A 26347-nucleotide genomic window follows, 5' to 3' on the forward strand; every position below is an offset into this window, starting at 1 on the left:
CCGCAAGACTCAGGGATTCAGAGGATCAAAGCAACGAAGCAGGGGGAGTAGCGTTAAGACGGGCTGGTACAGCTTAGGCGGGCAGCTATAATGTGGAATAATATCACCAACCTGTCAGTAAAGAGGAAGTAAGAGAAAGAACTATGGATTTTGAAACCCGATTGGCGAGGCCAGAGGATGTGGCTGCTATTGTTGAATTAGGGCGCAGGACATTTGCACTAGCTTACGGGGATATCGTTCTGCCGAGCGATATGGACTCCTATCTGGCGAAGTTTTTTGATCCTGAGCTACTGAAGTCGGAAATCCTTGCCAAAGCCGCGACCTATTTTATTACAGAAACTGAGCAGGGTGTTGTGGGCTACGCAAAACTGGCCGAAACAGAAAGACCTGATCAACTCGCGGATAAGAGGGTAATCGAGTTGATTCGCCTCTATGTGAGACCCGAAAACTATGGCATGGGTATCGGTAACGGGTTGCTTAAAGCAGTGAAGCAGCAAGCACTTGCTGCCGGGTTTAAAGGGCTCTGGCTTCGTGTCTGGGAGAAGAACAATGGTGCTATCCGCCTCTATGAAAGGGATGGTTTTAAGCGACTCGGCATTGAACCCTATTTCATTGGCACCACGGCGAACCCTGTTGTATTGATGTTTGAAGGGCTAACGACAGGGGAAGAGCTTTACTGATTCAGGGCCAAGGCGGCGAAGGCGGCGATGCCGGAGCGCATCGATGACTCATCAATATCGAAACTGGGGTGGTGCAGGGGGTAGCGTGTTTCAGGCCCGCCACCGGTGCCTAGGCGGAAAAGGCAGCCCGGAATATCGCGCATGAACTCTGCAAAATCCTCACCACCCATCGATGGGTCTGGAAGGTCAATTAGATCAATTCCAGATGTTGATTCAGTAATAATATCAACGGCTTGTGCAAGAAGACTCGAGTCATTGATTAAAACAGGCGTGGCCTGTTTTAGGGTGAATCGAGCTGTCGCTCCCCAGGCATCCGAGGTCTGGCGGATGATGCGATCCATCATGGCGCGAATCTCCTCGTGCGACTCCGGATGCAGGCTGCGAATAGTGCCTGTAAACTGAACCCTGTCCGGAATTACATTGCCTGCATAACCACCCTGAATCTGGCCGATGGTCAGTACAGCCGGATGCAGCGGATTAACCTTGCGGCTGACGATATGGTGCAGCGCCTGGATCACATGGCTAGCAATCAGAATCACGTCGATACACTCATGCGGCCGTGCCGCGTGTCCGCCGCGCCCCATGATTTCGACATCAAACATGTCAGCCGCCGCACACATCGCACCCCGCCTCATGCCGATGGAGCCGGCCGGCAGGTAGGGGAAGACATGCATAGCGTAGATCTGTTGAGGATTGAGCGTCCCAAAAAGATGCTCGCGCAGCATCGCCGCGGCGCCTTCGCAGGTCTCCTCGGCAGGCTGGAAAACAAAGGCGATATTGTAATTCAGATGTTCTTTTAGGCTGCAGATCACCTTTGCGGCACCGAGCAGTACGGCGGTATGCGCATCATGGCCACAGCTGTGTGAAACGCCTTCGACGCGGGAGCTGTAGGGGAGTTGTTTTCCATCTTTTATTGGCAGGGCATCCATGTCTGCACGGAAAGCCAGCCATGGTTTCTCTGCACCGATGTTCAGTGTGGCTAGCAGGCCAAAGCCACCGATGCCTTCTTTCACCTCAAGCCCCAGTTTGCGGCACTCGCCGGCTACCAGAAGGGCGGTCTGCTGCTCCGCTCCCGAGAGTTCAGGGTGTTCATGCAGATAGCGGCGGATGCGGATGGTCTCCGCTATCACGGACTCAACACTCCTGCTCAGTTGATCGCGGGTCACACTCATCGTCTCAGTTTACTCCATCCGTCCAGGTTGCGCATGGAACGTATCATGGCGGAAAAATCGTTGCTTGCATCAAACAGTTTTCGTTGCGATTCAGCCCCACCGCCATGTGCTCGCCAGTGGCAGATCTGCCCTGATACGAGTTCAAGCTCACTGCCGGCAATGCCTTGAGCGGCAAGCTGGTCCAGTCGTTTCTCCAGCCACTCCAGCACCGGGGAAAGCTGCTCGTTGAAGGGGTCAATAATTGTCGCATGAATTCCGTAACGGCAGGCCCGCCAACGGTTTTCTCGGATCAGCGAGGGATGAACCTTGGGTCGTTCTATATCCATTGCGGCTGCCATCGCCTCGGCACGCACATAGGCAATGTAGGCGGCACTGTCTGAAAATCGGGCCGGCATGTCGCCAACACGCACCTCCAGTGTACCGAAATCTGGGTGGGGGCGCATCTCCCACCAGATGTCACGAACCGACTCGATACTGCCTGTGGTGGTGAGCTTCGCGGTACAGTATTCGAAATCCTTCCAGTCGGCGAAATAGAAGGGCATGCCGCCCTGACTTAAACCCTCGAAGACCTTGATGCGGCTGGCGGCAAGGCCTGTCTTTTCCCCGTGCCAGAAGGGGGAGTTGGCCGAGATGGCGAGAAAGACCGGCATGATCGGCAGCAGGTTGTTCATGGCCCGGATGCAGCTGTCGCCATCAGGCATGCCGACATGGACATGGATGCCGCAGATATTGAAACGGCGCGCCACCCACTGCAGCCGTTTGAGTAGCTTATGGTAGCGCTCATCGTCGCTGATCACCTGGTCGCGCCAGTGGGAGACAGGATGCGTACCGGAGGAGAGCAGGGCGGCATTGTGATCTTTTAGAACACTGGCAACCTGAATGTAGAGGTCGGCCAGCTGTGACATGGCATCGGGTGTTTTGTTCTGGATGTCGGTATTGGTCTCTACGATTGAGGTAAAGAGTTCCGGCTTGATGCGTGGCGTGATTCCGAGGGCAGAGAAAACATGCGGTGCAGCAGGCACCTGTTCGCCCGAATCTGCATCCACACACATCCACTCCATCTCGACACCCAGCGTGCCAAGGCGGGAGCTGTTGAAGGGAATGTTCTCAACAGTGTCTTGCATGCATTCAGTATAGCGCATGAAAGGGGTTCTATGAAGATTTAAAGGAACAGGGAAGAGATATGTTGTGATGTTTGAAGCCTTTGGTACATTGCGCTCCGCACGCAAATACCGTGGCAGCAGAGAGCTGCTTCCGCAGACAGGATGGGCCTTCTATGTGGTTTAAAAACATGCACTTTTATCGATTCGAGGCGCCATTCAAGATGACCGCCGAGCAGCTTCACGAGTCGCTGCTGACGCGCAAGGCGCGCCGTTGTGGTCATATGGAGATGGATACCCAAGGGTGGTGCCCGCCATTGGGCCAGGGCAGTGAGATGCTGGTGTTTCAGAGTGGTGCCAACCTGATGCTCTGCCTGCGCCGTGAAGATAAGGTGCTGCCCGCCTCGCTGGTGCGTGAACAGGTTGAAGAGCGGGCGCTGGCTATCGAAGCTGAAGCGGGACGTCCGGTCGGTCGCAAGGAGCGCCGTGACCTCAAGGATCTCGTGCTGCAGGAGTTGATGCCCAGAGCGATGGTGCGCTCCAGCCAGACATTCGCCTGTATTCTGCCTGAATCGGGCTGGCTGATCGTCAATGCGGCCAGTGCCAAAAAGAGCGAAGAACTGATCGAAACGCTGAGGAAGACACTGGGCACGCTTAATGTTGTGCTGCCATCCACCTCGGAATCGCCTGAAGGCGCGATGACCCGCTGGCTGCTCAATGATTCGAACCTACCGCAGGGTTTTACCCTCGAGGATGCCTGTGAGATGCATGTTGCGACCGAGGCAGGCGGTGTGATCCGTTGCAGTAAAATTGATATTGCCCGTGATGAAGTTCGTGCCCATATATCGACCGGTTGCCGGGTTCGGCGCATGGCGATGAACTGGCAGGAGCGTTTGAGTTTTGTGCTGCATGAGGATCTCTCCGTGCATCGCATGCGCTTTGATTCGGCAGTGCTGGATGAAGCAGATGGAGGCGATGATGAGGCGAGCCGCTTTGATGCCGACTTTGTCATTATGACCTCTGAACTGACTGAGTTTATCCCGGCCCTGTTGGCTGCACTTAATTCAAACGAGTAGGCTTCCGGTATGGCAACATATGCAGTTGGTGACATTCAGGGCTGTTACAAACAGCTGAGAGTTCTCCTGAAGAAGGTGGGGTTCGATCCTGTAAAAGATGTGCTCTGGTGCGCCGGTGATCTGGTTAACCGTGGGCCTGATTCGCTTAAAACCTTACGCTTTCTCAAAAGCCTTGGCGATTCGGCTGTCTGTGTGCTGGGCAACCATGACCTTCACCTGCTTGAACTGGTTGCCGGAGGTGGATCATACCGCCGTGATACGCTGGATCAGGTGATAAATGCGCCAGATTGCGCTGAACTGATTGACTGGCTGCGGCATCGCCCCCTGTTGCATCATGATAGTGAGCTTCACTGGTGCATGGTACATGCGGGCCTGCACCCCGACTGGACACTCAAGAAAGCAAAAAAACGGGCACGGAAAATCGAGGTGATGTTGCAGGGTGACGAGTGGCAGGATTTCTGTAGGCAACTTCATCACAGGCAGTTCCCGCGCCGTGAACCCAAAAAAGGGTGCCCCGACAGGCGCCTGTTTTCAACTGCCGTTCTGACACGCGTCCGCTACTGCACCAGTGACGGGCGTTTTAACTGGGACACTCGGTCTGGTGAGAGTCGCGACACCAGAGACAGGCCTTGGTTTGCACATAAGCGGATAGCCTGGAAGAGGGACTGCAGCGTCGTATACGGGCACTGGGCAGCCATGGGGCTTGTCAAAGATCAGCCGCATGTGCTGGGGCTGGATTCAGGCTGCGTATGGGGTGAAGAGCTGACCTTGGCCAGATTGAAGCCGAGAGGTAAGTGGGCCATCGTTGCTCAGGCCGAATAAGTACTGCTCTGCTTTTTACTCTCCCTGTAGTGGAACTGTTCGTCGGCTTTAATACGCAGGCAACCTTTGCCACTCTTTTTTGCCTGATAGAGGGCATCGTCTGCCAGCTTCATCAGTGACACCGCATCGACAGTCTCGCTTGATTGGGTACAGATTCCAATCGAGACACTGGCCCTGATTTCAGGATGTTTTTCAAGGCGGAATCTGGATACCTTCTCCAGTATTCGCATGCCGATAAGCTCCAGTCCATCACCTTCAATCGCATCGTCGGCAGGGATGAGGATGACAAATTCATCGCCACCGTAGCGGGCACAGATATCGTAATCACGGAGGCTGCTCTCAATACATTGCGCGATATGTGTGAGCACCAGATCACCGACGCCATGGCCATAGGTGTCGTTGATCTGTTTAAAGTCATCCAGGTCTATAAAACCACAGGATAGGGTGCCGTTGCGGGTGCGTTTGATTCGACTGACTTCGTGGTGCAGTTGCATGTCAAATTTGCGGCGGTTAAACACGCCGGTTAGCGCATCGAAGATCGCCATCTCCTCCAGCTTGTGCAGGTGGTCCAGAGTCTTGAATGTCATATTCAGGTGGGCAGAGGCCATCTCCAGCGAGCTTACCTGCTCCTTGCTCAACTCTCCCTGAATATCGAACAGCAGTGCGCCCGCCAGATGTGCATCCTGCCATACCGGCAGGATGATATTGTATTCGGTATCCAGTTCAGAGCAGCCCAGTCGAATCGGAGGGGTGATTTTTTTGAAGCGGTCCACTTTGTTTACTGCGCTGCAGACCTTACGTATGGCACTGCAGGCAGAGAAGTCGCAGGTGGAACCTTCGCAGGCGGGTTTTTTGTCACCTATTGCGCCAATAAACTCCACGGCTCCATCCGCTTTATCAAACATCACAGCCAGCCCTTTTGTTGCTTGAATGTGGCCGTGGATATCCTCAAATGATCTGCAGGTTATATCGTTGAGTGGAGGCCTACTCTCCAGTAGCAGCGTTACCTCCAGCATGCTATCAAGCAGGCCCATGCGGGCAGACTGGCTCTGGATAGTCTGCTCATCGTGAAGCTGGTGGTTGGCAAGGTCAAAGAGCAGTTTGGCTGATTTGGCTGAGATCAATTCGATATGGTGAGGCGCACTGAAGGCGTCGAGTTTTTTATAAAGTTCGGGGTCGCCGGTGACATCGATGACGATGCCCTCCCTGAATGACGCCAGTACCTCATCGCACTGCGTGGAGGTTTTGATGCCCAAATGCCGGGCAAGTGCGAATGCAGGAGCATTCTCAGTAATATCGACGATGGCGGTGATATTGATACCGTTATAATCCTTCAGTGCCTCGAGCATCGCAAGGCCACCGGTACCGGCACCGAATATAAGAACATCAGCTTTTTTCGAGTTGTGGCAGACGCTTGCCAGCGATTCAGCAAGTTTTTGCAGATCCTCTGCGCTCCTGATTTGGTTCACGGAACACCTCCTGGTTTCACCGTGTATGTGGGGAATTATTAAATATATATCGGTAAATCTGCATGAGTCTTTAGCTTTTTTTTGAGATAACTTTTTTGCCGGTTGTAATCAGCTTCAGTTCTTTTGCTGGTTTTCAATATCCTTTAACGCATCCGCCGTTTTCTCTTTTTCGCGCATTGAGGAATCGCAATGACCGAGCTAGCCTCTTGGCGTTAACAAAACCGGAGGGGAAACAGTTCATCTTTCCTCGGACAACCTAACAAAAGGAAGCGAAACCATGGCAAGAAAGTTTAATTTCAGTGCAGGCCCGGCAATGTTGCCGACTGCCGTTATCGAGCGCGCGCAGCAGGAGATGCTGGATTGGAACGACTCAGGCATGTCCGTGATGGAGATGAGTCACCGCGGCAAGGAGTACATGTCCATTGCTGCAAAAGCAGAGAAAGATCTGCGCGAGGTGATGGCGATCCCTGATAATTACAAGGTGCTCTTTCTTCAGGGCGGTGCCTCTTCCCAGTTCGCCATGATTCCGCTGAATCTGATGGGCGATAAAACGAGCGCCGACTACATCAATACAGGCATGTGGTCGAAGAAGGCGATTGCCGAGGCAAAACGCTATATCACGGTAAATATTGCGGCTGATACTTCTGAGGGTGGCTTTACCTCAGTGCCGACGCAGGCAGAGCTGAAACTCAATTCTGACGCGGCTTATGTACACTATACGCCGAATGAGACCATCGGCGGCGTTGAGTTCGATTATATTCCCGAGACCAATGGCGTGCCTCTGATTGCAGACATGTCCTCAACGATTCTTTCACGTCCGATTGATGTCTCCAAATTCGGCATGATCTATGCCGGTGCACAGAAGAATATCGGTCCTGCGGGGCTCACTATCGTGATTATCCGCGATGACCTGCTGGGCACGGCATCGGCGAGCTGTCCGACCATGTTCAACTACAGCACTCACGCTGAGAACGACTCAATGTACAACACACCTGCGACCTACAGCTGGTATATGGCCGGTCTGGTCTTTGAGTGGATCAAGGAGCAGGGCGGTCTTGAAGGCATGGCCGAGGTGAACAAGCGCAAGGCTGACAAACTCTACGCCGCCATCGACGCCACTGACTTCTACGGTAGCCCTGTGGCAATCAATGGTCGTTCATGGATGAACGTACCATTCACACTGGCTGATGCCGGTCTGGATGCGGAATTCCTTAAAGGCGCTGCGGAGCGCGGCCTAGTAACCCTGAAGGGCCATCGCTCAGTCGGTGGTATGCGTGCCAGTATCTACAACGCCATGCCGGAAGAGGGCGTGGATGCGCTGGTGGCATTCATGCAGGAGTTCGCCAGCAAGCAGGGCTAAATCAAACCCCGCTGATCGAGAAATCAAAGCCCTCTGCGAAAGCAGGGGGCTAAATGGTGTTACACCTCAAGGATGAGTTATGCCAATTGAAGGTCCAAATGAATTCGCAGCAGAGCCATTAGTAGCAAAAGAGACAGCACAGGGCACCAGGGAGGAAGAGAAGGAGACTCAATACTTTGAGACCGTGATCATCGGTACAGGATTTTCAGGGCTGCTTGCTGCTCTGCGTTTGCAGAAAAAGGGATTTAATGATTTTCTCCTGCTGGAAAGAAGCCCTGAGTTAGGCGGAACCTGGCAGATCAACTCCTACCCGGGAGCCGAGGTGGATATCCCAACCAGCTTGTACTCCATCTCCTTTGTTCCCTTTCCGTTCAGGAAGACCTTTGCCCCGCAAAGCGAACTGCTCGCCTACACGAACCATATCATCGAGAAGTTCGGCCTGAGAAAAAAGGCGAAAACGAACTGTACAGTTTCAAGCCTCACCTTCGATGAGAGCGTATGCATATGGCATGTTGAGACCGAGTCGGGTGATAGGTATTCCGCCCGATTTGTGATCGACACCAGCGGTGTGCTGGCCAACCCGCATACGCCCAAGATTGATGGTGCAGAGAGCTTTAAGGGTGCGCAGTTCCACGCAGGCCACTGGGATCACTCTGTCACTTATAAGGGCAAACGTGTCGCGGTGATCGGCTCGGGATGTTCAGGGGCGCAGATTGTTCCGGCCATGGCTGAGAATGTAGGCCGCTTAACCCTTTTTATGGGCAAAGCGCAGTGGATTCTGCCTCGTTCTGATCGCGATTACAGTGCTCTTGAGGCTTATATTCGAACGCTGCCGGGTATTCGCCACCTTATCCGTTTATTCGTATTTATCTTTTATGATATCCGTTTTGTTGCCTTTCGCCGCTATCCGCTGATATCAAGGCTTGCGCCGTATATGAAAGCCCACTACCGCAGAAGGCTGGAAAAGCATCTTGATAAGTATATAAAGGATGAGAAGTTGCGCCAGCATATGATGCCCGATTACGAGTTGGGTAGTCGGCGCGTGATCCCGACCAACAGTTATCTGCCAGCACTGGCTCGGGATAATGTCGATGTGGATATCAGCGGCATTGATTGCATTACACCTGCAGGCATCAGAACAAAGGATGGCAAAGAGATCGATCTGGATATCATCGTCTATGCCACAGGATATTATGCCTATTCGGATATGAAGCGGGCGCTGACCTTTCAGGTCAATGGTAAGGGTGGCCGCAACCTCAACAGTGAATGGGAAACAGAGATTGCCTCTTATAAAGGCATAACCGTTTCCGGTTATCCCAATTATTTCAAAGTGAACGGCCCTAACACCGGCTCAGGCCATAGCTCTCAGATGTCCTATATGCAGGTGGCTACCGATTATATCGTGCAGGCGATCAGTGCGGTAAAACAGGATGCGAGCATTAAGGCGATCGAGCCTAAACAAGATCTTCAGGATCAGTATGTCGCTGGAATGAGAGCAAAGATGCAGAAGACGGTCTGGCAGAATGCCACGACTACCGCCTTTTACAGAAAGAATATGTCTGAAGAGGTCACCAGCCTCTCCCCGGAACCGGTGACCGGGTTTATCTTTTCACGCAAATGGTTCCGCTTGAGTGATTATCACCTGTTAAAGTGAAGAAGTAGCGTGCTGCTTGTCTGAAGGAGCTTGAAAGCAATCAAGGCTACACTCACTCGATACATAGCCCTCTGTGAAAGCAGGGGGCTTTTTCGATTCCCACCCGTGCTACTTACTTTATGGGAGAGCACTCCAGCCAGCCGGGCATGCGGAAAGAGGCAAAACCGACCTTGCCATCATCCAGGTTGATAAAAAGATAGCGTGCTGCTCGAATAACCTTCTCCTTGTCGTAGCCCCACAGTTCGTAAGGTGTGCCTTTGCCACTTTGTCTCAAGCAATTATATTTCTCAACAGGTTTTCCCTGAACTGCCTCCAACTCAGATCTCGTCATGCCCTGGTAAAGAAGAAGAGCCTTTTCTCGGTCTTCGGAATTTCTGTGCTCGTCGAGTCCCATCGAACTGAGCACGGGCCAAGTGACGACTGCAACTGGAATCAAGGGGGCATATATCAGCGTTTCACCGACTGCTTCCGCTGTGTTGCTTGGGGCACTTTGTACAGTTTGTTGCTTGAGATGATACACATGGTAAACCTCACTGATTTCCCCAATTGGCAGCCGGCTCACCGCTCCTTTTGCATTGGCGACGACCACGTGTTCATCGCCGTCCGACCGTTGAACGGTCAATGGTCCAGGGTACGGGGGCGCCTTGACGACGATGCTAACGCTGTCCGATCCCGATAACAGGAGTTTCCGCATGGCTGTCAGGGGAATTCGCTCAACCTCTGATTGTGAGTACCGTAACGCTTGCGACGAAGATGTTGTGCATCCACTTGCCACCAATGAGAGAAGCATGGCGACGATTATGATCGTCGTTGAAGCGTGTATAGATATTTGGGTGCTGCTGCCGTTCAACATAACGACAGCCTAGAGTGGCGGGGCAAAATCTGGAAGAGGGCGTGGATGAGAACTGGTTGCCTCAAGGAGTTGCTTGAAAGCAACCACAGGGTTAACAGCAGCTAATCGATAGATCAAAGCCCTCTTCTGATTCTGATTGGAAGGGTGTTTTCTTTGTTTTTCATATATTTATTTAATCCAACTTATAAGTCACATTCACTCTGTAGTGGGTGAGGTGCTTGGATATTGCATGCAAAATCTTCCCCGGATACACATCCGTGTTCATGCATCACCGATCCTGATGACAATGGTTCCAAGGCGCTGTTCGGTTTCAACCATGTGATGCGCTTCGGCGGCCTGATCCATCGGAAAAACGCGATCGAGTACCGGCCTTATCTTGCCCGCCTCGATCATCTCCTTGAGCTGTAGCAGCTCCTCCGGCTTCTCTCCGGCAAAGGCGAAGGTCGCCGTTTTGTCGCTGAACCTGCTGGTGATGAACGAGCGAACCATGTCGGAGAGTCTGGGGTTTACGATCAGGTAACGGCCACCGGGCTTGAGCATGCCGACAAAGCCGGAGTAGGGGCTTTGGGCGACCATCGTCATGATCACGTCAAAACGCTTACCGCTTTTCGTTACATCCTCACGCGTATAGTCGATCACATGATCGGCCCCGAGGGAGCGTAGCATCTCCTGCTTCTCAGTGCGGTCGACGGCGGTAACCTCAGTCCCCATTGTTTTGGCGATCATGATGGCGAAGCTGCCGATGCTTCCACCCGCACCGTTGATGAGCACGCTTCCACCCGGCTTGATGCTGGCGAGGGTCATAAAGTGAAGGGCATTGAGTCCGCCGAGCGGTACGGCGGCAGCCTCTTCGAAACTGATGTTCGCAGGCTTGGGTACAATGCTGTAACTCTCCGGCAGGCTGACGAACTCGCCGTATGCGCCCATGCGGAGCTTGGTGCAGCCGAACACCTCATCGCCTGGTTGCAGGCGGGTGACGGAGCTTCCAACCGACTCGATCGTGCCGGCAAAATACCACCCCAGCACACGGAGTCTGGGTTTGGTGATGCCCGTAAAAAGGCGCGTCGTAGGCCATAGCCATTTGACGGCGAACCTGCTCCTGCGGAATTCGCAGTCGGCCTTGGTGGCCTCAGCTGCATGTACGCGGATCAGCAGCTCATCATTTTTGGGCGCCGGTTTTGCCACCTCGCCGACATGAAGAACCTCAGGTGGCCCATAGGCATCGAACACGACAGCTTTCATGATGACTCCTGCGGCATGATGATGATCTTGCCTTTAACGTGCCGCGCATCGAAATAGCGGAGCGCATCTGGAACTTCGCTCAGGGAATATGTTTTTTCGATGACAGGCACTGCCTTACCAGCCTCAAACAGATCGATCAGTTCCTGCATCCCCTTGTTAGCCCTGTGCATGACGATGCCGAACTTTTTATTGCCGAATATGGAGAGGATCGGACCCAGCAGCATGATCTGCAAAACACTTGTTTCCGAGTCGCCGCCGATCATGGCATAAACCCCGCCACGCGTCAGCGCACGCCGGTAATCGAAAATGGAGTGTCGCGCTACGCAATCGAAGATGCGGTCGTACTGTTCATCGTTGTTGATGTAATCCTCTTGCGCGTAATCGATGACATGGTCGGCTCCACACTGCCGCATCGTCTCCAGCTTCTCCGCACTATCGACTGCGGTAACTTCAGCTCCGAACGATTTGGCGATCTGGATAGCGAAGGTTCCGGCACCGCCGCCTCCGCCATTGACCAGCACCTTCTGCTCATTCCTGCCATGCTTTTTGTAGGTGAGCCCTTGCAGGGCGAGGAGACCGGCCTGGGGCATCGCTGCCGCGTTCTCAAAGCTCATTCTTTCAGGTTTCAGCGTCAGCTCGGACTCTTTGGCACAGGTAAATTCGGCAAAGCCGCCCCAGCCGCCGCCTGAGAGATCTCCGAACACCGCATCGCCCGGCTTGAACTGCGTCACCTGGCTGCCGACGGCTGCAACGCATCCGGCGATGTCACAACCGAGTGCACGAATTTTTGTGGGCCTGAAAATTCCGAACATGACGCGGTTGATGAACGGTGTTCCCCTGAGAAGCTCCCAGTCCCACGAGTTGACGGAGACTGCATGCACCTTGACCAGCACCTCATTATCGTTCGGTATCGGTTTCTCCAGCTCATCCAGCCGAAGAACGTCCGGCGATCCGTATTCGCTAAAAAGAACTGCTTTCAAAAGCATCTCCCATATCTGTTTTTACTATAGGCGGCATTCCGGAGAATGACAAAAAACGGCGATTGATACGGTCACGAGGGTACGGAGCATCTCTTCTTCGAACATTGAGAAGTTCCGGGGAGAAAATAATAAATTATTTCCATACATAAACTGTGTTCCCGGAGCTCTCACGCAGTGACCAGCCGGGAACTGAAGGCGAATAGGCAAGGCTTGAGGTGATATTTAATCTGTTTTGTAAACGTTCATCGTGACCGCCGGTTAGGAGAACCGGTCATTTTCTGTTACTATCGTTTCATAAAGAGACTGAAAGCTTCTTCGAAAATACTCCTGATTAAGCCTTCCATCCTGTTTTCCACTCATTTAAACAGCATCACTTTCTTGAAACTCTGGAGCGCTTGCGACAGAGCAGAACACCTACAAGCAAGCTCATTTGCGGCACTGATCATTCGTTCATGAAATTCCAGGTATTGATTATACAAAAGAGGAAAGAGCATGAATAAATTATCAATGGGAGTCATTGGGACTTCAAAAAAAACGGATGAGCGACGCCTGCCGATCCATCCTGAGCATCTCTCACGTATTCCTGAGGAGCTGCGCAGCCAGCTGATATTTGAAGAGGGCTACGGCGCACCACTGGGCATTTCAGATGCGGAGATTGCTGCCCAGTGCGGTGGTTTGGCCACACGCCACGAACTGTTGGCCGACATCGGTTCAGTGATTGTTGCCAAGCCGGTACTGGCCGATCTGCAGGAACTAAAAGAAGGGGGCACCCTTTGGGGTTATGTCCATTGCGTCCAGCAAAGTGACATCACTCAGGAAGCCCTTGATCGCAAGCAGACGCTCATTGCTTTTGAGGATATGTTTGTCTGGGCACCCAACGGTCATATGGGGCGTCACACATTCTATAAAAACAACGAAATGGCCGGTTATTGTGCCGTTATCCATGCGCTGCAACTTAAAGGCATTGATGGCCACTACGGCAACCAGCGAAAGGTGATTATCTTCAGCTTTGGCGCGGTCAGTCGTGGCGCGATCTACGCGCTCAAGGCGCATGGTTTCAGGGATATCACCATCTGCACCCAGCGCCCTGATCATGAGGTGCGTGAAGAGGTTCTTGATTGTCACTACGTCAAGGTCAGGAAAGGCGTTGAGGGTGAGTCGCGCATGGTCGTGGTTGAACACGATGGCAGCATGCGACCGCTAACCGAGCTGATCCGTGAATCCGATATCATCGTTAACGGCATCTTTCAGGAGACAGAGAGCCCTACCGACTTTGTTCTTGAATCGGAAAGTGAGTGCCTCAAGCCCAACAGCCTGATTATTGATGTCAGTTGTGATGAGGGCATGGGATTCTTTTTTGCCAAACCCACCACATTCAAAAAACCGATGTTTAAGTTTGAAACCATCGATTACTACGCCGTAGACCATACCCCCAGCTATCTCTGGGAGAGTGCAACGCGCTCAATCTCTGCCGCACTGATTGTCTATTTGCCGAGTGTGCTGGCAGGGCGCGGTGGCTGGCAGAACAGTGAGACCATTCGGCAGGCCATCAACATTGATAGCGGTGTGATTCAGAATCCCTTGATCCTTTCGTTTCAAAATCGTGAGTCGCACTATCCCCATGCCCATGTTGTAGATGCTGTGGCTGATCAGGTCGCTGTTTAAGAGATTCTCTGATGGAGCACTGGACAGAATATACACGTCTGTTTACCGCGTTGTTTGTTATTTTGGATCCTTTTGGTGCCGTGCCTATCCTGCTGGCGCTAACTATAAAGTTTACAAATTACGAAAGGAGAAGGGCTGTAAATGTTGCGTCAGCAACGGTTTTTCTTGTTTTGGTTGTCTCATTGCTGTTGGGTGAATCGATGCTGCAGGCCATGGGCACCAGCCTGGCATCGTTTCGTGTTGGTGGTGGTATTGTGCTGCTGCTTATGGCGCTATCCATGCTTCAGGCAGAGACAGGTGCGTTGCGAAGCACCCCGTCGGAGGAGGCTGAAGCCGAAGAGAAAAGTAGTATTGGCGTAGTGCCTCTGGCTATCCCGCTACTAGCCGGACCGGGGGCGATCAGCACCGTGATTATCGAAATGCACCGCTCCGATGCCCAACTGCATGCTCTGCCTGTCGTGCTCGTAATCGGGCTGGTCTGCCTGTTGCTCTGGATTACTCTGCGCATGGCGGCAACCATAGGAAGGGTCCTCGGGCATACAGGGCTGAAAATCATCAACCGCCTGTTCGGCCTCATTCTGGCTGCCATTGCCATCGAAATTATGGCCAATGGCCTCAAAGAACTGTTTCCTGCACTTGCAGCTTAATAGTCCTTTGTTGGCATGTGAAATGAGCTTCTAAGCTCAGGAAACAGGTTCTGTTTCAATGTGAATGCTGAAGAGTGAATAGGTTGCCCTGTAGTAAATTGTAGAACCTGGTTAGCTTGCTCCGACCCTGTAACCTATGAGGGTGGGGGATGTGCGCCCAAAGCCAAACAGTAAAAGCCTGATCCCGTTGTGTAGGGTCAGATATTTTGAGGAACTAAGTATGAAAATTAATGTTGGAAATATGTCTTTTAGCACCAACGATGAAGAGTTGCGCGATCTTTTCTCTGCATTCGGCACTGTTGCGAGTGTAGAAGTGGTCACAGATAGTAATACCAATCGCAGCCGCGGTTTTGGTTTTGTCGTGATGCCTGATGAGAGCGAAGGGAATGCTGCAATCAGGTCACTTAACGGCTCTGAATTCGCTGGCCGCAAGCTGCGCGTCAACGAGATCAAACCATCTGAATAAAGGGAATCCGTTAAGGCGAGACCTTTGCCTCACTCTTGAGTGATTATAATCTGTTAAAGTAAGAGCATTAGGTCTGACTTGGTCAGTATATTGTACATGTTTTCATTGCGAGCTATACTTGTGCAATAAACAGTACATGTTGTGAGGTTGAATATGCAAGTTGTCAATTTTTCAGAAGCCAGAAACAATCTGAAACGCGTATTGGATGAGGTTGTTGAGGATGCCGATTACACAGTTATTAATCGACGAGATGCAGCCGATACGGTTGTGATGTCTCTGGATTCATTCAACAGTTTGATGGAAACAGTTCACCTGCTACGTTCTTCTGCCAATGTTGCCCATCTGGAAAAATCAATCTCCCAGTATAATCAGGGGAAAGCTTCTGAAAAGCCGTTGATTGATGCCTGAATTACTATGCTGGACAGATGAGGCATGGGCTGACTATCTCTGGTGGCAGAGTCAGGATCGCAAAACCCTGAAGCGAATCAACCGCCTGATTCAGGATTCAATGCGCTCTCCTTTTGAAGGTATTGGAAAGCCGGAAGCACTGCGTGAAAACCTCTCTGGTTTCTGGTCTCGTCGGATTGATGAATCTAATCGCCTGGTTTATGCCGTTGATGATAACCGATTAACCATCATCTCCTGCCGCTACCACTACTGATCAATGAATATATGCCCCCGTACTTCACTCTAAAGCTTAGCGTAAAAGCCTGAATTATATTCCCACAGGAGCCAGCACTTTTGAAAGTGAAATTTTTTATCACCGGTGGAACGATCTGTAAGCGCTATAATGAGATCAGCGGCGCACTTGAGTTCCGTGATTCGTTTATTCCTGGAATGCTGGAGCTGGGCAGGTGCAAACTGGACTACAGCACCGAGCAGCTGATGCTCAAGGATAGCCTGGAGATGAATGATGAGGATCGGGAAACCATTCTCGCCAGTTGTAGCGCTTGTGAAGAGTCAAAGATCATCATCTCCCATGGCACCGACACGATGGTTGATACCGCGCGGGTGCTGGGGCCGCAGCTGGAGAACAAAACGGTAGTGCTGGTTGGGGCGATGATCCCTTATTCGATCAGCAACTCCGATGCGACCTTCAACCTCGGCTGTGCGGTTACCGCTGTGCAGCTACTGGGTGCCGGTGTCTTTGTGGTGATGAATGGGCACATCTTCCGCTGGGATGACGTCAGCAAGAATCGCGGTGAGGGCATTTTTCAGCGGGCTGATCTTTGATGACTCTTTACAGTTGTCAGTGATGCACTTAAGGATGCAGAACTAATAGAAGCTTAGTGGGCTTGGAGTTATGGGGCAGGTAAGATGATTGACACTGCCCAATATTCTGTAGCTCTATATTTTATCTATGCTGTTACGGGTACAATATCGTTACTTACTCACTTTGGGATGACATTCATGAACAATGAGATCAATTATAGTAACAACCCCCTGCACGGCCTTGGTTTGAAAAACCTGCTGGTTGAAATAGTGGATCACTATGGTTTTGAGATACTCTTTGCCTATCTGAATATCAATTGTTTCAAAACCAATCCAAGCATTGATTCCAGTGTTAAATTTTTAAAGAAGACGGATTGGGCGCGTGAAAAAGTTGAAGCCTTCTATCTGTATGAATATAAAAACCTGCCCAGAGCATCTTATGATCAGTTTTCACTGCCTCCAAGGGAACGGGTTATTCCAGAGGATCAGGCGCCGGGTGAGCCTAAAGAGCTGAGTTTAGAAGATGCAGAGCGCTTGCGCGAAAAACGTGCAACCAAATCAGCTGAGAGGTTGCGTGAAAAGCGTGCAAATAGGTCATCTGAGCGAGAGCAGTGGGGCAAGAAGCCCTCTAAAAAGAAGATTGATCCATGGGCGCGGTAAAAGGTGGCTGACTCGCTGCTGCCCCCGCATATACCTTCAGCTATCATCGCCCCATGCCAAGCCTGCCAATCGATGATGTTCTGCCAGAGATCAAAGAGACATTAACCGCGCATAATCGTCTTGTACTGCAAGCCCCTCCGGGCGCAGGAAAAACCACCGCCGTACCCATCGCCTTGCTCGACCAGAGTTGGTTGGGTGATAAACAGATCATTATGCTCGAACCTCGCAGGCTGGCGGCACGCAATGCGGCGGCGCGCATGGCATTTCTACTCGGTGAAAAAGTCGGTGAAACCATCGGTTACCAGATTCGTCAGGACAGCTGCTTGTGCGACAGAACAAAGTTGCTGGTGGTCACTGAAGGCATATTAACGCGAAAGTTACAGGCTGACCCAGAGCTGAAAAACACGGCACTGGTTATTTTTGATGAATTTCACGAACGCAGCCTGCATGCCGATCTCTCACTGGCACTCTCTCTGCAGAGCCAGCAGATTCTACGCGAAGATCTGAAAATTCTGGTGATGTCGGCAACACTGCATACGGATGCTGTTGCGACTCTGCTGGATAACGCACCGATCATTGAGAGCGAAGGGCGCAGCTATCCTGTCGAGAACAGATATCTTGATAAGGTAAACCGGCAGCACAACATAAATCCACAGCAGCAGTTGATGATCAACCTGACCAACACCGTCAAAACATTCATTCATGAACACGAGGGCAACTGTCTGGTATTTCTACCCGGCGTCAAAGAGGTCAACCAGCTGGCCAGACAGATTAAACAGCTCCTTGATAACGAATCGATCAACAACATTGTGATTGCACCGCTACATGGAAGTTTAAGCAAACAGCAACAGGATCTGGCTATCGCAGCACCCGCTGATAAGGCCATGCGTAAAATTGTTCTGGCCACCAATATCGCAGAAACCAGTATCACCATTGAAGGCATCAGTTGTGTGATTGATTCGGGACTGGAGCGAGTGCTGGATTACAGTCCGGCCTCGGGCATGAACAGGCTTACAACCCAATCCATTTCACAAGACTCAGCCGTGCAACGCAGTGGCCGCGCCGGAAGGTTATCAGCCGGTGTCTGTTACCGTATGTGGGCAGCTGAGCAGCAGTCACGCCTGCTCAAACATGCATCGCCTGAAATTTTACACAGCGATCTCTCATCGTTGGTGCTGGAGCTGGCCAACTGGGGCGTGACTGACGTTGATGAATTGCAGTGGATGGACAGACCTCCTCACGGTGCCACCGAACAGGCAAAGGCTCTGCTGCAACAACTCAGCGCCATAGATGAGCGGGGCAACATTACGGCCCACGGTCGTGATATGCTGAAACTGGGTGCCCATCCACGCTTGGCGCATATGATGCTGGCAGCAGTTCAACTGGATCAGGCTTATCACGCCTGCCTGATTGCCAGCCTGCTCAGCGAGAGAGATATATTTCTGTCTAACGCAGATAAAAGTGCTGACATTCATGACAGGCTTAATGTTCTTCTACATGGAAGATCCAACCAGCACGGCATCGATAGCCAGCAATGTAAACGCATCATGCAAACAGCAGATGATTTTTTCAGGCGCGTTCAACAGTGCAGTAATTCGAGAGTAAATAGAGAGAGGCCGGACAATCACTATAGCGGTGTGCTTCTGGCCTACGCCTATCCCGACAGAATCGCCAAGCGACGTAACCCCAATCAGCCGCGTTATCTGCTCAGTAACGGTAAAGGCGCGGTTATTCCTCCCTTTCTACAGCATCACCTGCATGAGTATCTTGTGATCGCCAACCTTGATGCCAGAGAGGGCGAAGCCTGCATCTATCTGGCGGCAGATATCAGCGCTGAACAGTTGCAGGAGTTTTTTGTTGATAATATTCAGCAGGAAGAACGCGTGGAATGGAACGAGAGCGCACAACGCGTCGAAGCGAAACAGATCAGCCGCATAGGTAAAATCACGCTTGAAGAGTCCATCCTGCACGACCTAAGAAACAGAGAGACTCAGGATGCGATACAAGGCTGTCTGATGCAGGCAATCAGAAGCAAAGGAGTAGGGTGCCTGAACTGGAGTGCCAAGGCAGAGAGCCTGAAACAGCGCGCGCAATTTATTAACCACCACCTTGATAACAATCCGGCTGTGAACAAACAGTTTGCTGACCGGCCTTTGCCGGACTTTTCAGATCAGGCCCTGAGCGATACCCTGGAAGAGTGGTTGCAACCTCACTTAAACAGCTTGAATAGCCTCAAGCAGTGTCTCAAGCTGGATCTGTATAACCTGCTTTTAAACCGGCTCAGTTGGGAGCAGCAGCAACTGATCAAGCAGTTAGCTCCGGAGCGCATCAGTGTTCCCAGCGGCTCCTCTGTGAGCATTGATTACAGCGACCCGGAGCAACCGGTGCTTGCCGTCAGACTGCAGGAGTTGTTTGGTCTGTTTGATACGCCAACGCTGTTAAACGGGCAGTGCAAAGTGATGATGCATCTACTCTCACCAGCACGCAAACCGATGCAGGTCACACAGGACCTGAACAGCTTCTGGAGAACCACGTATCACGAAGTAAAAAAAGAGCTGCGTGGCAAATACAAACGCCACTACTGGCCAGACGATCCATTCACAGCACAGGCCACCAGCAAAACCAAGAAACAGATGAATCGTGAATAGGAAAACCGTAACGAGTGTATCAGGAAGAATCACTATCAGGTCATCAAGATATGGAAGCCTGACCTCTGAATTTTCTCGGTGCCTTAATAGTTATTAGTTGGTTTGAGCAACGACATCACCAAGTTGGATATAGGTCTCAATGCCTGCCTTGGTGTTCTCTAACATATCGCTGGAGGGAGCCCAGTTTCCTTTTTCTCCACACAGAACAACGGTGCTTCCGCCAAAGAGAAAGTAGCCTTTTTCATCGCCTTTTTTAAAAGGTTGAGATTCATCAAAGGATTGCACGATTTTACCCACACAGGTGGCGCCAACTTCAATATAGGCCAGCTTGCCAAAATGTTCAGTTTCCAAAATCGAAACACGGCGCTCATTTTTTATAAAAATATCATGCCTGTATTTCAGGGCCAATGGATTAACAGAGTGTAGATCGCCGGGGACAGTGAAAGATTGAAGGGTTTTGCCATGATCTGGATAGTGGTAGCGATGATAATCAACAGGGCATAACCGTGCGATCATCAGCGGGCCTCCGATAAACGCTTTGGCCAGTTCAGAATCACCAATCAGATCAACAGCGCGTAACATCGATCCCTTAACGGGGATAGTGAGATCATCGCTCATGCTTTCATGGCCAAAGTATCGTGCCTCAGCAAAGGCACCCATTTCATCATCCTTTTGGGTAAACGCTCTTTGACCTTCCTGAAACTCTCGAATAAAGAATTCATTGAATGATTTGTAAGATGTTTCAATAGGATTATCTTTGAAAGATCCTTTTTGATACTGATCAATATCAATATTAAAGTTTTTGAGAAAAGGTGCGACTTTTTGCGCTGACTTTAAACTATCCTGTGATTTCCCGTACAGTTGACTAAGGGTTTTACTTGCAATCACAGGTCCTAGGAGCCGCCCAATGGGGTTGCCATAGGCAAACTTAACCATGTTATCACCATAAACTTTTTCAATCTCCATCCTATTTTTATGACGGTTAAAAATTTGGATTTCAAAGCCTTGACTCATGGTAGGGAATCCTTTGTCCTCTTTTATATTTCTTCCAGCGCTAAAGCAGCCATCTTCATGGTGCTTGCAAATGATTCTGCACCTGCAATAAACAGACCATTATGGCAGAACATAGCATCGTCAATACCTGTCACCGCTTGCAGCGCTTCACCGGAGAGACCAGCCCATGCTTTAGGCAGCGATTTTCTGTCTTCGAATGAACCGAGTTCAGCAGGTACGGTTTGAATTCTCCACTCGCCAGTCTGGGATGGATAGACCACATACAACGCCTCTTCAGATAAATTGAAAACAGTTTTTTTCCATGGGGTATACTGCTCTAAGACAACCACCCTTGAGTCTTCTGCATCATCAATCGCTTTGGCTACAATGGCCTTGGCACTGATGCCACCGGAGGCAGCTGCAATGAATCGTGTTAAAACGCGCGATGCAAAATCGACCGCTTCATCAAAATAATCATCACAGTGACTATCTTCTTCCCAGGTCGGGTTAAACATACCTATCGTCTGGCTAAGGGTAATGCCTTTCATGACACCTTCGACATGACCACAATCGATGGCATCAATGTTGGATACCAGACCAGCATCAACAGCATTGGCTACATCCTGATTGCCCTGGCAAATTACTACGCCATATTTCTGCCAGATCAGACCAAACGAGGAGTAGGGGATGCCATTTTCGCGCTCACCGGCACCACCACGCTGATGATGATCAAAACGGTCTCTCTCCGGGTCATATTCACCGCCTACATCAACCACAATATCGGCTTCGTCGATAAGCTCTGCATCACGTGTGCGGATAAGCTTAAGGGAGGGGAAAATGATCTTAAGTGCAGCTACAGTGAAAACATCATCGGCATGAAAATTACCGTTGTGCGTTGCTATGATTTTATCGTTCATGTGTTGTATGCCTTGTTGGAAAGGGATGAGGGTGTCGCTTTACTGTTTTGGAGAAGCAGTATGAAAACTAATGCGCCGGACTTTATACGAAGAGGTCTAACAACAATAGATGATTTTTAAGGAGTCGGTGTGGGTAAACGGGGCTAATTGTTTAATGCAGGACCGAAAATCCTCTGAACTCTTTTGCATTAGGTGGCCACTCTGTTGTATGGTCGCTGTTGAGAACCATGCATCTTTTTCAGCCCTGTTATTTTACCCGCAATGCATGTGTAGAGTAGTGCCATAACTGTCCCGTCTGCCTTGACGGAGCATCGGCATAGCATATTCAAAGCAAAGGACTTGTTTAACATGAGTGCAGATTACGATATCGATTCAATTAAAGACCTCGATGGGATTTCTCATATCCAGCTGAGGCCGAATATGTACACCGATACAGGCACGGAACTCGGATGCCACCATATAGCCCAGGAAGTGCTCGATAACTGCGGCGATGAGGCAATCGGCGGTTACTGTTCCCGCATTATCGTAGAGCTTGAATCAGAGAATGTGGTCAGCATCAGTGATAACGGGCGCGGTATTCCTGTTAAGCAGAATCAGGATGGTATGTCCGGTGTTGAACTGGTGCTTACCAAGGACAAAGCCGGAGGCAAGTTCGATCATGATGCCTATAAGGTATCAGGTGGCCTGCACGGGGTAGGTATTACCGTTACCAACGCGCTCTCATCATGGCTTGAAGCGACTGTAAAACGCGATGGGGGTGAGTGGTTCATTCGCCTTGAAAACGGGCGCACAGTCGAGAAGCTCAGAAAGGTCGCTGAGTGCGGCCCGCGTACGCATGGCACAAAAATCCGGTTCTCTCCCAATCCCAAATATTATGAGCGTGCCAAGTTCCGCGTGCAGCAGTTGCGCCAGCAGGCGATGGATAAGGCGATCCTTATTCCGGGCCTGGAGGTGGTGTTCAAAGCACCCGGTCAGGCGGATGAGATCTTCTGCTTCAAGAACGGTCTCTCCGAGTTCATGACCTCACGCATGGAAGAGTCTCCGATGTTCGAGTTCTCAGGTCAGCTCGGGGATATGGAGAAGGTGCACTGGTATTTCGCATCCTTTGCTGAGACCACCCCGATCTATACCAAATCCTATGTAAATACCGTTCCAACCCCGCGCGGCGGCACCCATGAAAAGGGTTTTGAGTCGGGCCTGCTCAAGGCTGTGCGTGAATACATCGACATGCGCCCGGAGCTTAAAAAACTGCTCGGCAAAAAAACCAGGATCGCAGCATCGGATGTGATGACCAACAGCCAGCTTGGCCTTTCGGTTTACATCCAGGATATCTCATTTGAAGGACAGACCAAGCAGAAGCTTACCTCTGCCGAAGCCACCAAGTTTGTCGGTGGTGTGATTAATGATTCAGCAGCACTGTGGCTGAATCGTGACGGTGAGATCTCCGATGCCTGGATGAAGCTCATTATTGAGCGGGCAACAACGCGCACTGCTGCTGAGAGTGGCAAGGCCAAAAAGGTGGATCGAAAATCCTTTACCGGAAGGACGCCGTTGCCGGGCAAGCTGCTCGATTGCCGCAGCAATGATATTGAAGAGACAGAGCTGTACCTGGTGGAGGGTGACTCGGCAGGCGGTTCTGCAAAGCAGGCCAATGATCGCGACTTGCAGGCTGTATTTCCCCTGAAAGGTAAAATACTCAACTGTGAAGGGGTCACATCCACCGATGCCGGTAACAGCGAAGCAGTAGCCGACCTGATCACCGCCATTGGAACGGGCATCGGCGATGAGTGCGATATTGAGAAGCGCCGCTACGGAAAAATAGTGGTGATGACCGATGCGGATATCGACGGCAGCCACATCCAGACGCTGTTGTTCACCTTCTTCTGGCGACAGATGCGGCCAATGGTGGAGGCGGGACGTGTCTATATTGTTCAGCCGCCGCTTTACGGTGTCACCGTAGGCAAGCAGAAACACTATGCCCAGGATGAAGAGGAGCTCGATGGCCTCAGGGCAATGGCATTGGCAGAGAAGAAGAAGATCGAATACATCCGCTTCAAAGGTCTTGGTGAGATGAATCCACCGGAATTGAAAGAGACCTGTATGGATGTTGAAAACCGTGTGCTGGTACAGGTCAGCCCTGAAGATGCGCAGCGTATGGATGCGCTGGTGACGAAACTGATGGGTGATGATGCAGGCCAGCGCCGTGACCTGCTGATGGGCAAGGAGATTGAGGATGCCAAATATCTCAAGGGCCCACTCAGAGAGTTCCTTAATGATCCGGTCGATGACAAGGTCGATGACCCGTGTGATGTGACCGATGATCTTGATGACCTGAAGCCTTTCTTCACCCCCTACGATTCGGGCAATAACTCCATCGCTCCATTTGAAACGGTCTTCCGCGAACTCTACCGCAGTTACGGCCTTAAAGTGGTCGGTGATCGAGCCATCCCTGATGTGCGTGATGGCCTGAAACCGGTTCATCGCCGCATTCTCTATGCGATGGAAAAACTCGGACTAAAATCGAACACCAAAACGAAGAAATCCGCACGCGTTGTCGGTGACGTGATCGGTAAATACCACCCGCATGGTGATTCGGCTGTTTACGGGGCGATGGTGCGAATGGCACAGCCCTGGGCGATGCGTTATCCACTCGTGGATGGGCAGGGTAACTTCGGTTCCATTGATGGTGACTCCGCAGCCGCCATGCGTTACACCGAAGCCAGACTGACGCCGATTGCAGAGGCGATGCTGGGCAGCGACCTGAAGGAGGGGATTACCCCTTATCAACCCAACTACGATGATCAGGACAAGGAGCCGATGCTGCTGCCTGCGCCGTTCCCGTGGATTCTGATGAACTCAAGCACAGGCAATCCGGCTGTTGGTTTCAAGACTGAAATCCCGTCGCATAATCTCTCTGAACTACTTGGCGCATGCATTGCGCTGGCCAAGCGCAGAAGCAGGACTGGCTCAGGGCCATCGAACAAAGACTTTGCCCTTGTTCGCAAGCATATCACAGCGCCCGATTTTCCCGGTGGCGGTATTATCACCAGCAGTGAAGAGGAGCTGGAGAAGATGTATGCCAGCGGTTACGGAAAAATGCTGCTGCGCTCCAAGTGGCACAAAGAGGAGCTGGGCAAAGGCATGTGGCAGATCGTTGTCACAGAGATCCCGTACGGTATTGAGAAGTCACCACTGCTTATTGAGATGGGCGCGCGCATTTCGGACAAGACGATTGCCGAATCACGCCAGCTGCCGATGATCTCGGATCTTCGCGATGAATCATCAGCAGAAGGAATCCGCATTATCATCGAGCCAAAATCAAAAAATCTCGATGCCGAACAGATCATGCTGCACCTATTCTCGGCCACCAATCTGCAGGTCACCATCCAGTATGCCACCTATGCACTGGAGAAGTGGATTGATGCACCCGGTGGCGATCGCTATCGCCTGCCAAGTCTTTTCTCGCTCGATGCGATGCTCAACTCCTTCCTGGCTAACAGGGAGGAGCTGGTGATGCGCAGGGCAGCGGTGCGCCTTGGTGAGATCAACAGGCGCGCTAACATCCTTGAAGGTCTGTTTGTTGTCTATCCGAATGTCATGGAGATTGTGAAAACCATCTATGACAACGATAAACCGAAACCGATCCTGATGGCGAAATACGGCTTCAATGAGGAGCAGGTGGTTGCCATTCTCGACCTGCGCCTGGCACAGCTGCGCAAGCTCGATGAGATGAAACTGCAAAATGAGCATGCAAAGTTGCTGGAAGAGAAAGCAGAACTGGAACTGATCGTCGATGATCATGCTCACCGCTGGCGCCACATCACAGGTGAACTCAAGGATGCGCTGGCCAAATTCGGTGATGAACGTCGAACCGTGGTCGATGCCGAGGCACCCAAGGCGCGCACCATGAGTAAACAGCAGACCGTAAACCGTGAACCGATCACGGCGATTCTTTCGAGACAGGGATGGCTGAAGGGTATGCGTAGCGCCAATGTTGATCTGGAGGGGCTAAAATTCAGGGAAGGGGACAGGCTTCTCGATGCGGCAGCAGGCCATACCACGGACATGCTTGTGCTTATCGGACGCAAGGGGCGGGCATTCAGTATGCTTGCAGCCGATCTTGCAGGCGGGCGAGGTAACGGAGAACCGATCTCTAAATCGTTCATGTTCAGTATCAATGAAGCACCGACGCGCATGGTGATGGTGAAAGCCGACGCTGAATATCTGATCGCCACCACGGCAGGCCACGCCTTCCGCGCCAAAGGCGAGTCGATGCTATCGGCCAACAAGAAGGGTAAGGCCTTCATCAACTTCCCTGCCGGCTCGAAGCTGCTCTCTATCCGTGAGATCGATGATTCACATGATGCGTTCGCTTTCATCGATTGCGAAGGGCGCCTAGGGGTCATTGCAAAAGATGAGTTCCCTCTGCTCGCTAAAGGTAAGGGGGTCACTGCGATATCCTTGAAAAGGGGATCAAAGGGCTTGCGGGATGTTGCTCCGGTGACGCTGAAAGAGGGGGTAAGGGTAGGTACAGAGAAACGTGCCACGACCATCGACACGGAGGAGCTGGAGGAGGTCTATCTCATTGCCAGGGCGAAAGCACCGAGGGGGCTGCCGATGGCTGCTGTGAACGGGATGGTAGTTTAGGGGCCTGCTTTCATAGGGGATTGAAAGCAGGCATGTGTTATTGCGTCGCTTGATGCAATAAACGGGAGCCAGTCGGTGTTGCCA

General features: G+C 51.5%; 23 protein-coding genes. 15 read left to right on the top strand and 8 right to left on the bottom strand.

All coding sequences use genetic code 11. The features are described from left to right. Positions 1 to 143: 143 nt before the first annotated feature. Complete coding sequence (locus Ga0123461_RS05885; RefSeq protein ID WP_100277482.1) at positions 144 to 680, top strand: GNAT family N-acetyltransferase; 537 nt, start codon at positions 144 to 146, stop codon at positions 678 to 680. Here Ga0123461_RS05885 and Ga0123461_RS05890 read toward each other — a convergent pair. Continuing rightward, positions 674 to 1852 carry a M20 metallopeptidase family protein gene (locus Ga0123461_RS05890; protein ID WP_100277483.1) on the bottom strand — a complete coding sequence of 393 codons (1179 nt, stop codon included), beginning with the start codon at positions 1850 to 1852 and terminating at the stop codon, positions 674 to 676. The two genes, Ga0123461_RS05885 and Ga0123461_RS05890, sit on opposite strands and share 7 nt — an antisense overlap. Further along, positions 1849 to 2976: a carboxylate-amine ligase gene (locus Ga0123461_RS05895; RefSeq protein WP_100278706.1), complete on the bottom strand. Its 1128-nt coding sequence runs from the start codon at positions 2974 to 2976 to the stop codon at positions 1849 to 1851. The genes Ga0123461_RS05890 and Ga0123461_RS05895 overlap by 4 nt, the downstream gene beginning before the upstream one ends. Positions 2977 to 3128: 152 nt before the next feature. Here Ga0123461_RS05895 and Ga0123461_RS05900 point away from each other — a divergent pair, with 152 nt between their 5' ends. Both Ga0123461_RS05900 and Ga0123461_RS05905 read left to right on the top strand, forming a co-directional pair. Next, complete coding sequence (locus Ga0123461_RS05900; protein ID WP_100277484.1) at positions 3129 to 4028, top strand: recombination-associated protein RdgC; 900 nt, start codon at positions 3129 to 3131, stop codon at positions 4026 to 4028. Between the two features lie 9 nt (positions 4029 to 4037). Further along, on the top strand, positions 4038 to 4850 hold the full coding sequence (locus Ga0123461_RS05905) for a symmetrical bis(5'-nucleosyl)-tetraphosphatase (RefSeq protein ID WP_100277485.1): 813 nt from the start codon (positions 4038 to 4040) through the stop codon (positions 4848 to 4850). Here the strand turns inward: Ga0123461_RS05905 and Ga0123461_RS05910 are convergent. Further along, positions 4838 to 6319 carry a diguanylate cyclase gene (locus tag Ga0123461_RS05910; RefSeq protein ID WP_100277486.1) on the bottom strand — a complete coding sequence of 494 codons (1482 nt, stop codon included), beginning with the start codon at positions 6317 to 6319 and terminating at the stop codon, positions 4838 to 4840. The genes Ga0123461_RS05905 and Ga0123461_RS05910 overlap by 13 nt on opposite strands. Positions 6320 to 6596: 277 nt before the next feature. On the opposite strand from Ga0123461_RS05910, the gene serC reads away from it, so the two are divergent. Together serC and Ga0123461_RS05920 are read left to right on the top strand one after the other, a co-directional pair. Continuing rightward, positions 6597 to 7679 (top strand): 3-phosphoserine/phosphohydroxythreonine transaminase, encoded by a 1083-nt coding sequence (gene serC / locus Ga0123461_RS05915; protein ID WP_100277487.1) that lies wholly within the window; start codon positions 6597 to 6599, stop codon positions 7677 to 7679. A 79-nt stretch (positions 7680 to 7758) separates the two neighbouring features. Continuing rightward, positions 7759 to 9333 carry a flavin-containing monooxygenase gene (locus Ga0123461_RS05920; RefSeq protein WP_100277488.1) on the top strand — a complete coding sequence of 525 codons (1575 nt, stop codon included), beginning with the start codon at positions 7759 to 7761 and terminating at the stop codon, positions 9331 to 9333. 112 nt (positions 9334 to 9445) lie between these two features. Here Ga0123461_RS05920 and Ga0123461_RS05925 read toward each other — a convergent pair whose 3' ends face one another. Then, the gene (locus Ga0123461_RS05925) at positions 9446 to 9955 is read right to left on the bottom strand and encodes a hypothetical protein (RefSeq protein WP_157819251.1); all 510 of its coding nucleotides are present in this window, start codon (positions 9953 to 9955) and stop codon (positions 9446 to 9448) included. Between the two features lie 70 nt (positions 9956 to 10025). Between Ga0123461_RS05925 and Ga0123461_RS12340 the strand changes: the two genes are divergently transcribed. Then, on the top strand, positions 10026 to 10199 hold the full coding sequence (locus tag Ga0123461_RS12340; protein WP_157819252.1) for a hypothetical protein: 174 nt from the start codon (positions 10026 to 10028) through the stop codon (positions 10197 to 10199). Between the two features lie 248 nt (positions 10200 to 10447). Here the strand turns inward: Ga0123461_RS12340 and Ga0123461_RS05930 are convergent, their stop codons facing one another. Further along, positions 10448 to 11428, bottom strand: coding sequence for an NAD(P)-dependent alcohol dehydrogenase (locus tag Ga0123461_RS05930; RefSeq protein ID WP_100277490.1), 981 nt, complete (start codon positions 11426 to 11428; stop codon positions 10448 to 10450). After that, entirely contained in the window at positions 11425 to 12414 is a 990-nt protein-coding gene (locus tag Ga0123461_RS05935) for an NAD(P)-dependent alcohol dehydrogenase (protein ID WP_418289132.1), read from the bottom strand. The genes Ga0123461_RS05930 and Ga0123461_RS05935 overlap by 4 nt, the downstream gene beginning before the upstream one ends. A 486-nt stretch (positions 12415 to 12900) precedes the next feature. On the opposite strand from Ga0123461_RS05935, the gene Ga0123461_RS05940 reads away from it, so the two are divergent. From Ga0123461_RS05940 to hrpB, 8 genes are all read left to right on the top strand, one after another. Continuing rightward, positions 12901 to 14073 (top strand): N(5)-(carboxyethyl)ornithine synthase, encoded by a 1173-nt coding sequence (locus Ga0123461_RS05940; RefSeq protein WP_100277492.1) that lies wholly within the window; start codon positions 12901 to 12903, stop codon positions 14071 to 14073. An 11-nt stretch (positions 14074 to 14084) separates the two neighbouring features. Beyond that, complete coding sequence (locus Ga0123461_RS05945; protein WP_100277493.1) at positions 14085 to 14720, top strand: MarC family protein; 636 nt, start codon at positions 14085 to 14087, stop codon at positions 14718 to 14720. A 220-nt stretch (positions 14721 to 14940) separates the two neighbouring features. Then, a complete protein-coding gene (locus Ga0123461_RS05950) occupies positions 14941 to 15186 on the top strand; it encodes an RNA recognition motif domain-containing protein (RefSeq protein WP_100277494.1) in 246 nt (81 codons plus the stop codon). Between the two features lie 153 nt (positions 15187 to 15339). Next, positions 15340 to 15594 carry a type II toxin-antitoxin system Phd/YefM family antitoxin gene (locus Ga0123461_RS05955; RefSeq protein ID WP_100277495.1) on the top strand — a complete coding sequence of 85 codons (255 nt, stop codon included), beginning with the start codon at positions 15340 to 15342 and terminating at the stop codon, positions 15592 to 15594. Next, positions 15587 to 15847, top strand: a complete 261-nt coding sequence (locus Ga0123461_RS05960) for a Txe/YoeB family addiction module toxin (protein ID WP_100277496.1) — start codon at positions 15587 to 15589, stop codon at positions 15845 to 15847. Before Ga0123461_RS05955 ends, Ga0123461_RS05960 begins: the two co-directional genes overlap by 8 nt. An 80-nt stretch (positions 15848 to 15927) precedes the next feature. Continuing rightward, entirely contained in the window at positions 15928 to 16419 is a 492-nt protein-coding gene (locus tag Ga0123461_RS05965; RefSeq protein ID WP_100277497.1) for an asparaginase domain-containing protein, read from the top strand. A gap of 177 nt (positions 16420 to 16596) precedes the next feature. Continuing rightward, positions 16597 to 17058, top strand: a complete 462-nt coding sequence (locus Ga0123461_RS05970) for a VF530 family protein (RefSeq protein ID WP_100277498.1) — start codon at positions 16597 to 16599, stop codon at positions 17056 to 17058. A 53-nt stretch (positions 17059 to 17111) separates the two neighbouring features. Continuing rightward, on the top strand, positions 17112 to 19706 hold the full coding sequence (gene hrpB / locus Ga0123461_RS05975; RefSeq protein ID WP_100277499.1) for an ATP-dependent helicase HrpB: 2595 nt from the start codon (positions 17112 to 17114) through the stop codon (positions 19704 to 19706). Positions 19707 to 19799: 93 nt separating this feature from the next. Here hrpB and Ga0123461_RS05980 read toward each other — a convergent pair whose 3' ends face one another. Together Ga0123461_RS05980 and Ga0123461_RS05985 are read right to left on the bottom strand one after the other, a co-directional pair. Beyond that, on the bottom strand, positions 19800 to 20720 hold the full coding sequence (locus tag Ga0123461_RS05980; RefSeq protein ID WP_100277500.1) for a phosphatidylserine decarboxylase: 921 nt from the start codon (positions 20718 to 20720) through the stop codon (positions 19800 to 19802). Between the two features lie 23 nt (positions 20721 to 20743). Continuing rightward, a complete protein-coding gene (locus Ga0123461_RS05985) occupies positions 20744 to 21616 on the bottom strand; it encodes an MYG1 family protein (RefSeq protein ID WP_100277501.1) in 873 nt (290 codons plus the stop codon). 348 nt (positions 21617 to 21964) lie between these two features. Here Ga0123461_RS05985 and parC point away from each other — a divergent pair, with 348 nt between their 5' ends. After that, positions 21965 to 26263 (top strand): DNA topoisomerase IV subunit A, encoded by a 4299-nt coding sequence (parC, locus tag Ga0123461_RS05990; RefSeq protein ID WP_100277502.1) that lies wholly within the window; start codon positions 21965 to 21967, stop codon positions 26261 to 26263. The last annotated feature ends 84 nt before the right edge of the window (positions 26264 to 26347 follow it).

The organism is Mariprofundus aestuarium, assembly GCF_002795805.1.
In the GTDB taxonomy this organism is placed as follows: Bacteria; Pseudomonadota; Zetaproteobacteria; order Mariprofundales; family Mariprofundaceae; genus Mariprofundus; species Mariprofundus aestuarium.

Coding starts and splice junctions, on each gene's coding strand:
- Ga0123461_RS05885 (WP_100277482.1), top strand. CDS start 144: ATGGATTTTGAAACCCGATTGGCGAGGCCAGAGGATGTGGCTGCTATT.
- Ga0123461_RS05890 (WP_100277483.1), bottom strand. CDS start 1,852: ATGAGTGTGACCCGCGATCAACTGAGCAGGAGTGTTGAGTCCGTGATA.
- Ga0123461_RS05895 (WP_100278706.1), bottom strand. CDS start 2,976: ATGCAAGACACTGTTGAGAACATTCCCTTCAACAGCTCCCGCCTTGGC.
- Ga0123461_RS05900 (WP_100277484.1), top strand. CDS start 3,129: ATGTGGTTTAAAAACATGCACTTTTATCGATTCGAGGCGCCATTCAAG.
- Ga0123461_RS05905 (WP_100277485.1), top strand. CDS start 4,038: ATGGCAACATATGCAGTTGGTGACATTCAGGGCTGTTACAAACAGCTG.
- serC (WP_100277487.1), top strand. CDS start 6,597: ATGGCAAGAAAGTTTAATTTCAGTGCAGGCCCGGCAATGTTGCCGACT.
- Ga0123461_RS05920 (WP_100277488.1), top strand. CDS start 7,759: ATGCCAATTGAAGGTCCAAATGAATTCGCAGCAGAGCCATTAGTAGCA.
- Ga0123461_RS12340 (WP_157819252.1), top strand. CDS start 10,026: ATGGCTGTCAGGGGAATTCGCTCAACCTCTGATTGTGAGTACCGTAAC.
- Ga0123461_RS05930 (WP_100277490.1), bottom strand. CDS start 11,428: ATGAAAGCTGTCGTGTTCGATGCCTATGGGCCACCTGAGGTTCTTCAT.
- Ga0123461_RS05935 (WP_418289132.1), bottom strand. CDS start 12,414: ATGCTTTTGAAAGCAGTTCTTTTTAGCGAATACGGATCGCCGGACGTT.
- Ga0123461_RS05940 (WP_100277492.1), top strand. CDS start 12,901: ATGAATAAATTATCAATGGGAGTCATTGGGACTTCAAAAAAAACGGAT.
- Ga0123461_RS05945 (WP_100277493.1), top strand. CDS start 14,085: ATGGAGCACTGGACAGAATATACACGTCTGTTTACCGCGTTGTTTGTT.
- Ga0123461_RS05950 (WP_100277494.1), top strand. CDS start 14,941: ATGAAAATTAATGTTGGAAATATGTCTTTTAGCACCAACGATGAAGAG.
- Ga0123461_RS05955 (WP_100277495.1), top strand. CDS start 15,340: ATGCAAGTTGTCAATTTTTCAGAAGCCAGAAACAATCTGAAACGCGTA.
- Ga0123461_RS05960 (WP_100277496.1), top strand. CDS start 15,587: ATGCCTGAATTACTATGCTGGACAGATGAGGCATGGGCTGACTATCTC.
- Ga0123461_RS05970 (WP_100277498.1), top strand. CDS start 16,597: ATGAACAATGAGATCAATTATAGTAACAACCCCCTGCACGGCCTTGGT.
- hrpB (WP_100277499.1), top strand. CDS start 17,112: ATGCCAAGCCTGCCAATCGATGATGTTCTGCCAGAGATCAAAGAGACA.
- Ga0123461_RS05980 (WP_100277500.1), bottom strand. CDS start 20,720: ATGAGTCAAGGCTTTGAAATCCAAATTTTTAACCGTCATAAAAATAGG.
- Ga0123461_RS05985 (WP_100277501.1), bottom strand. CDS start 21,616: ATGAACGATAAAATCATAGCAACGCACAACGGTAATTTTCATGCCGAT.
- parC (WP_100277502.1), top strand. CDS start 21,965: ATGAGTGCAGATTACGATATCGATTCAATTAAAGACCTCGATGGGATT.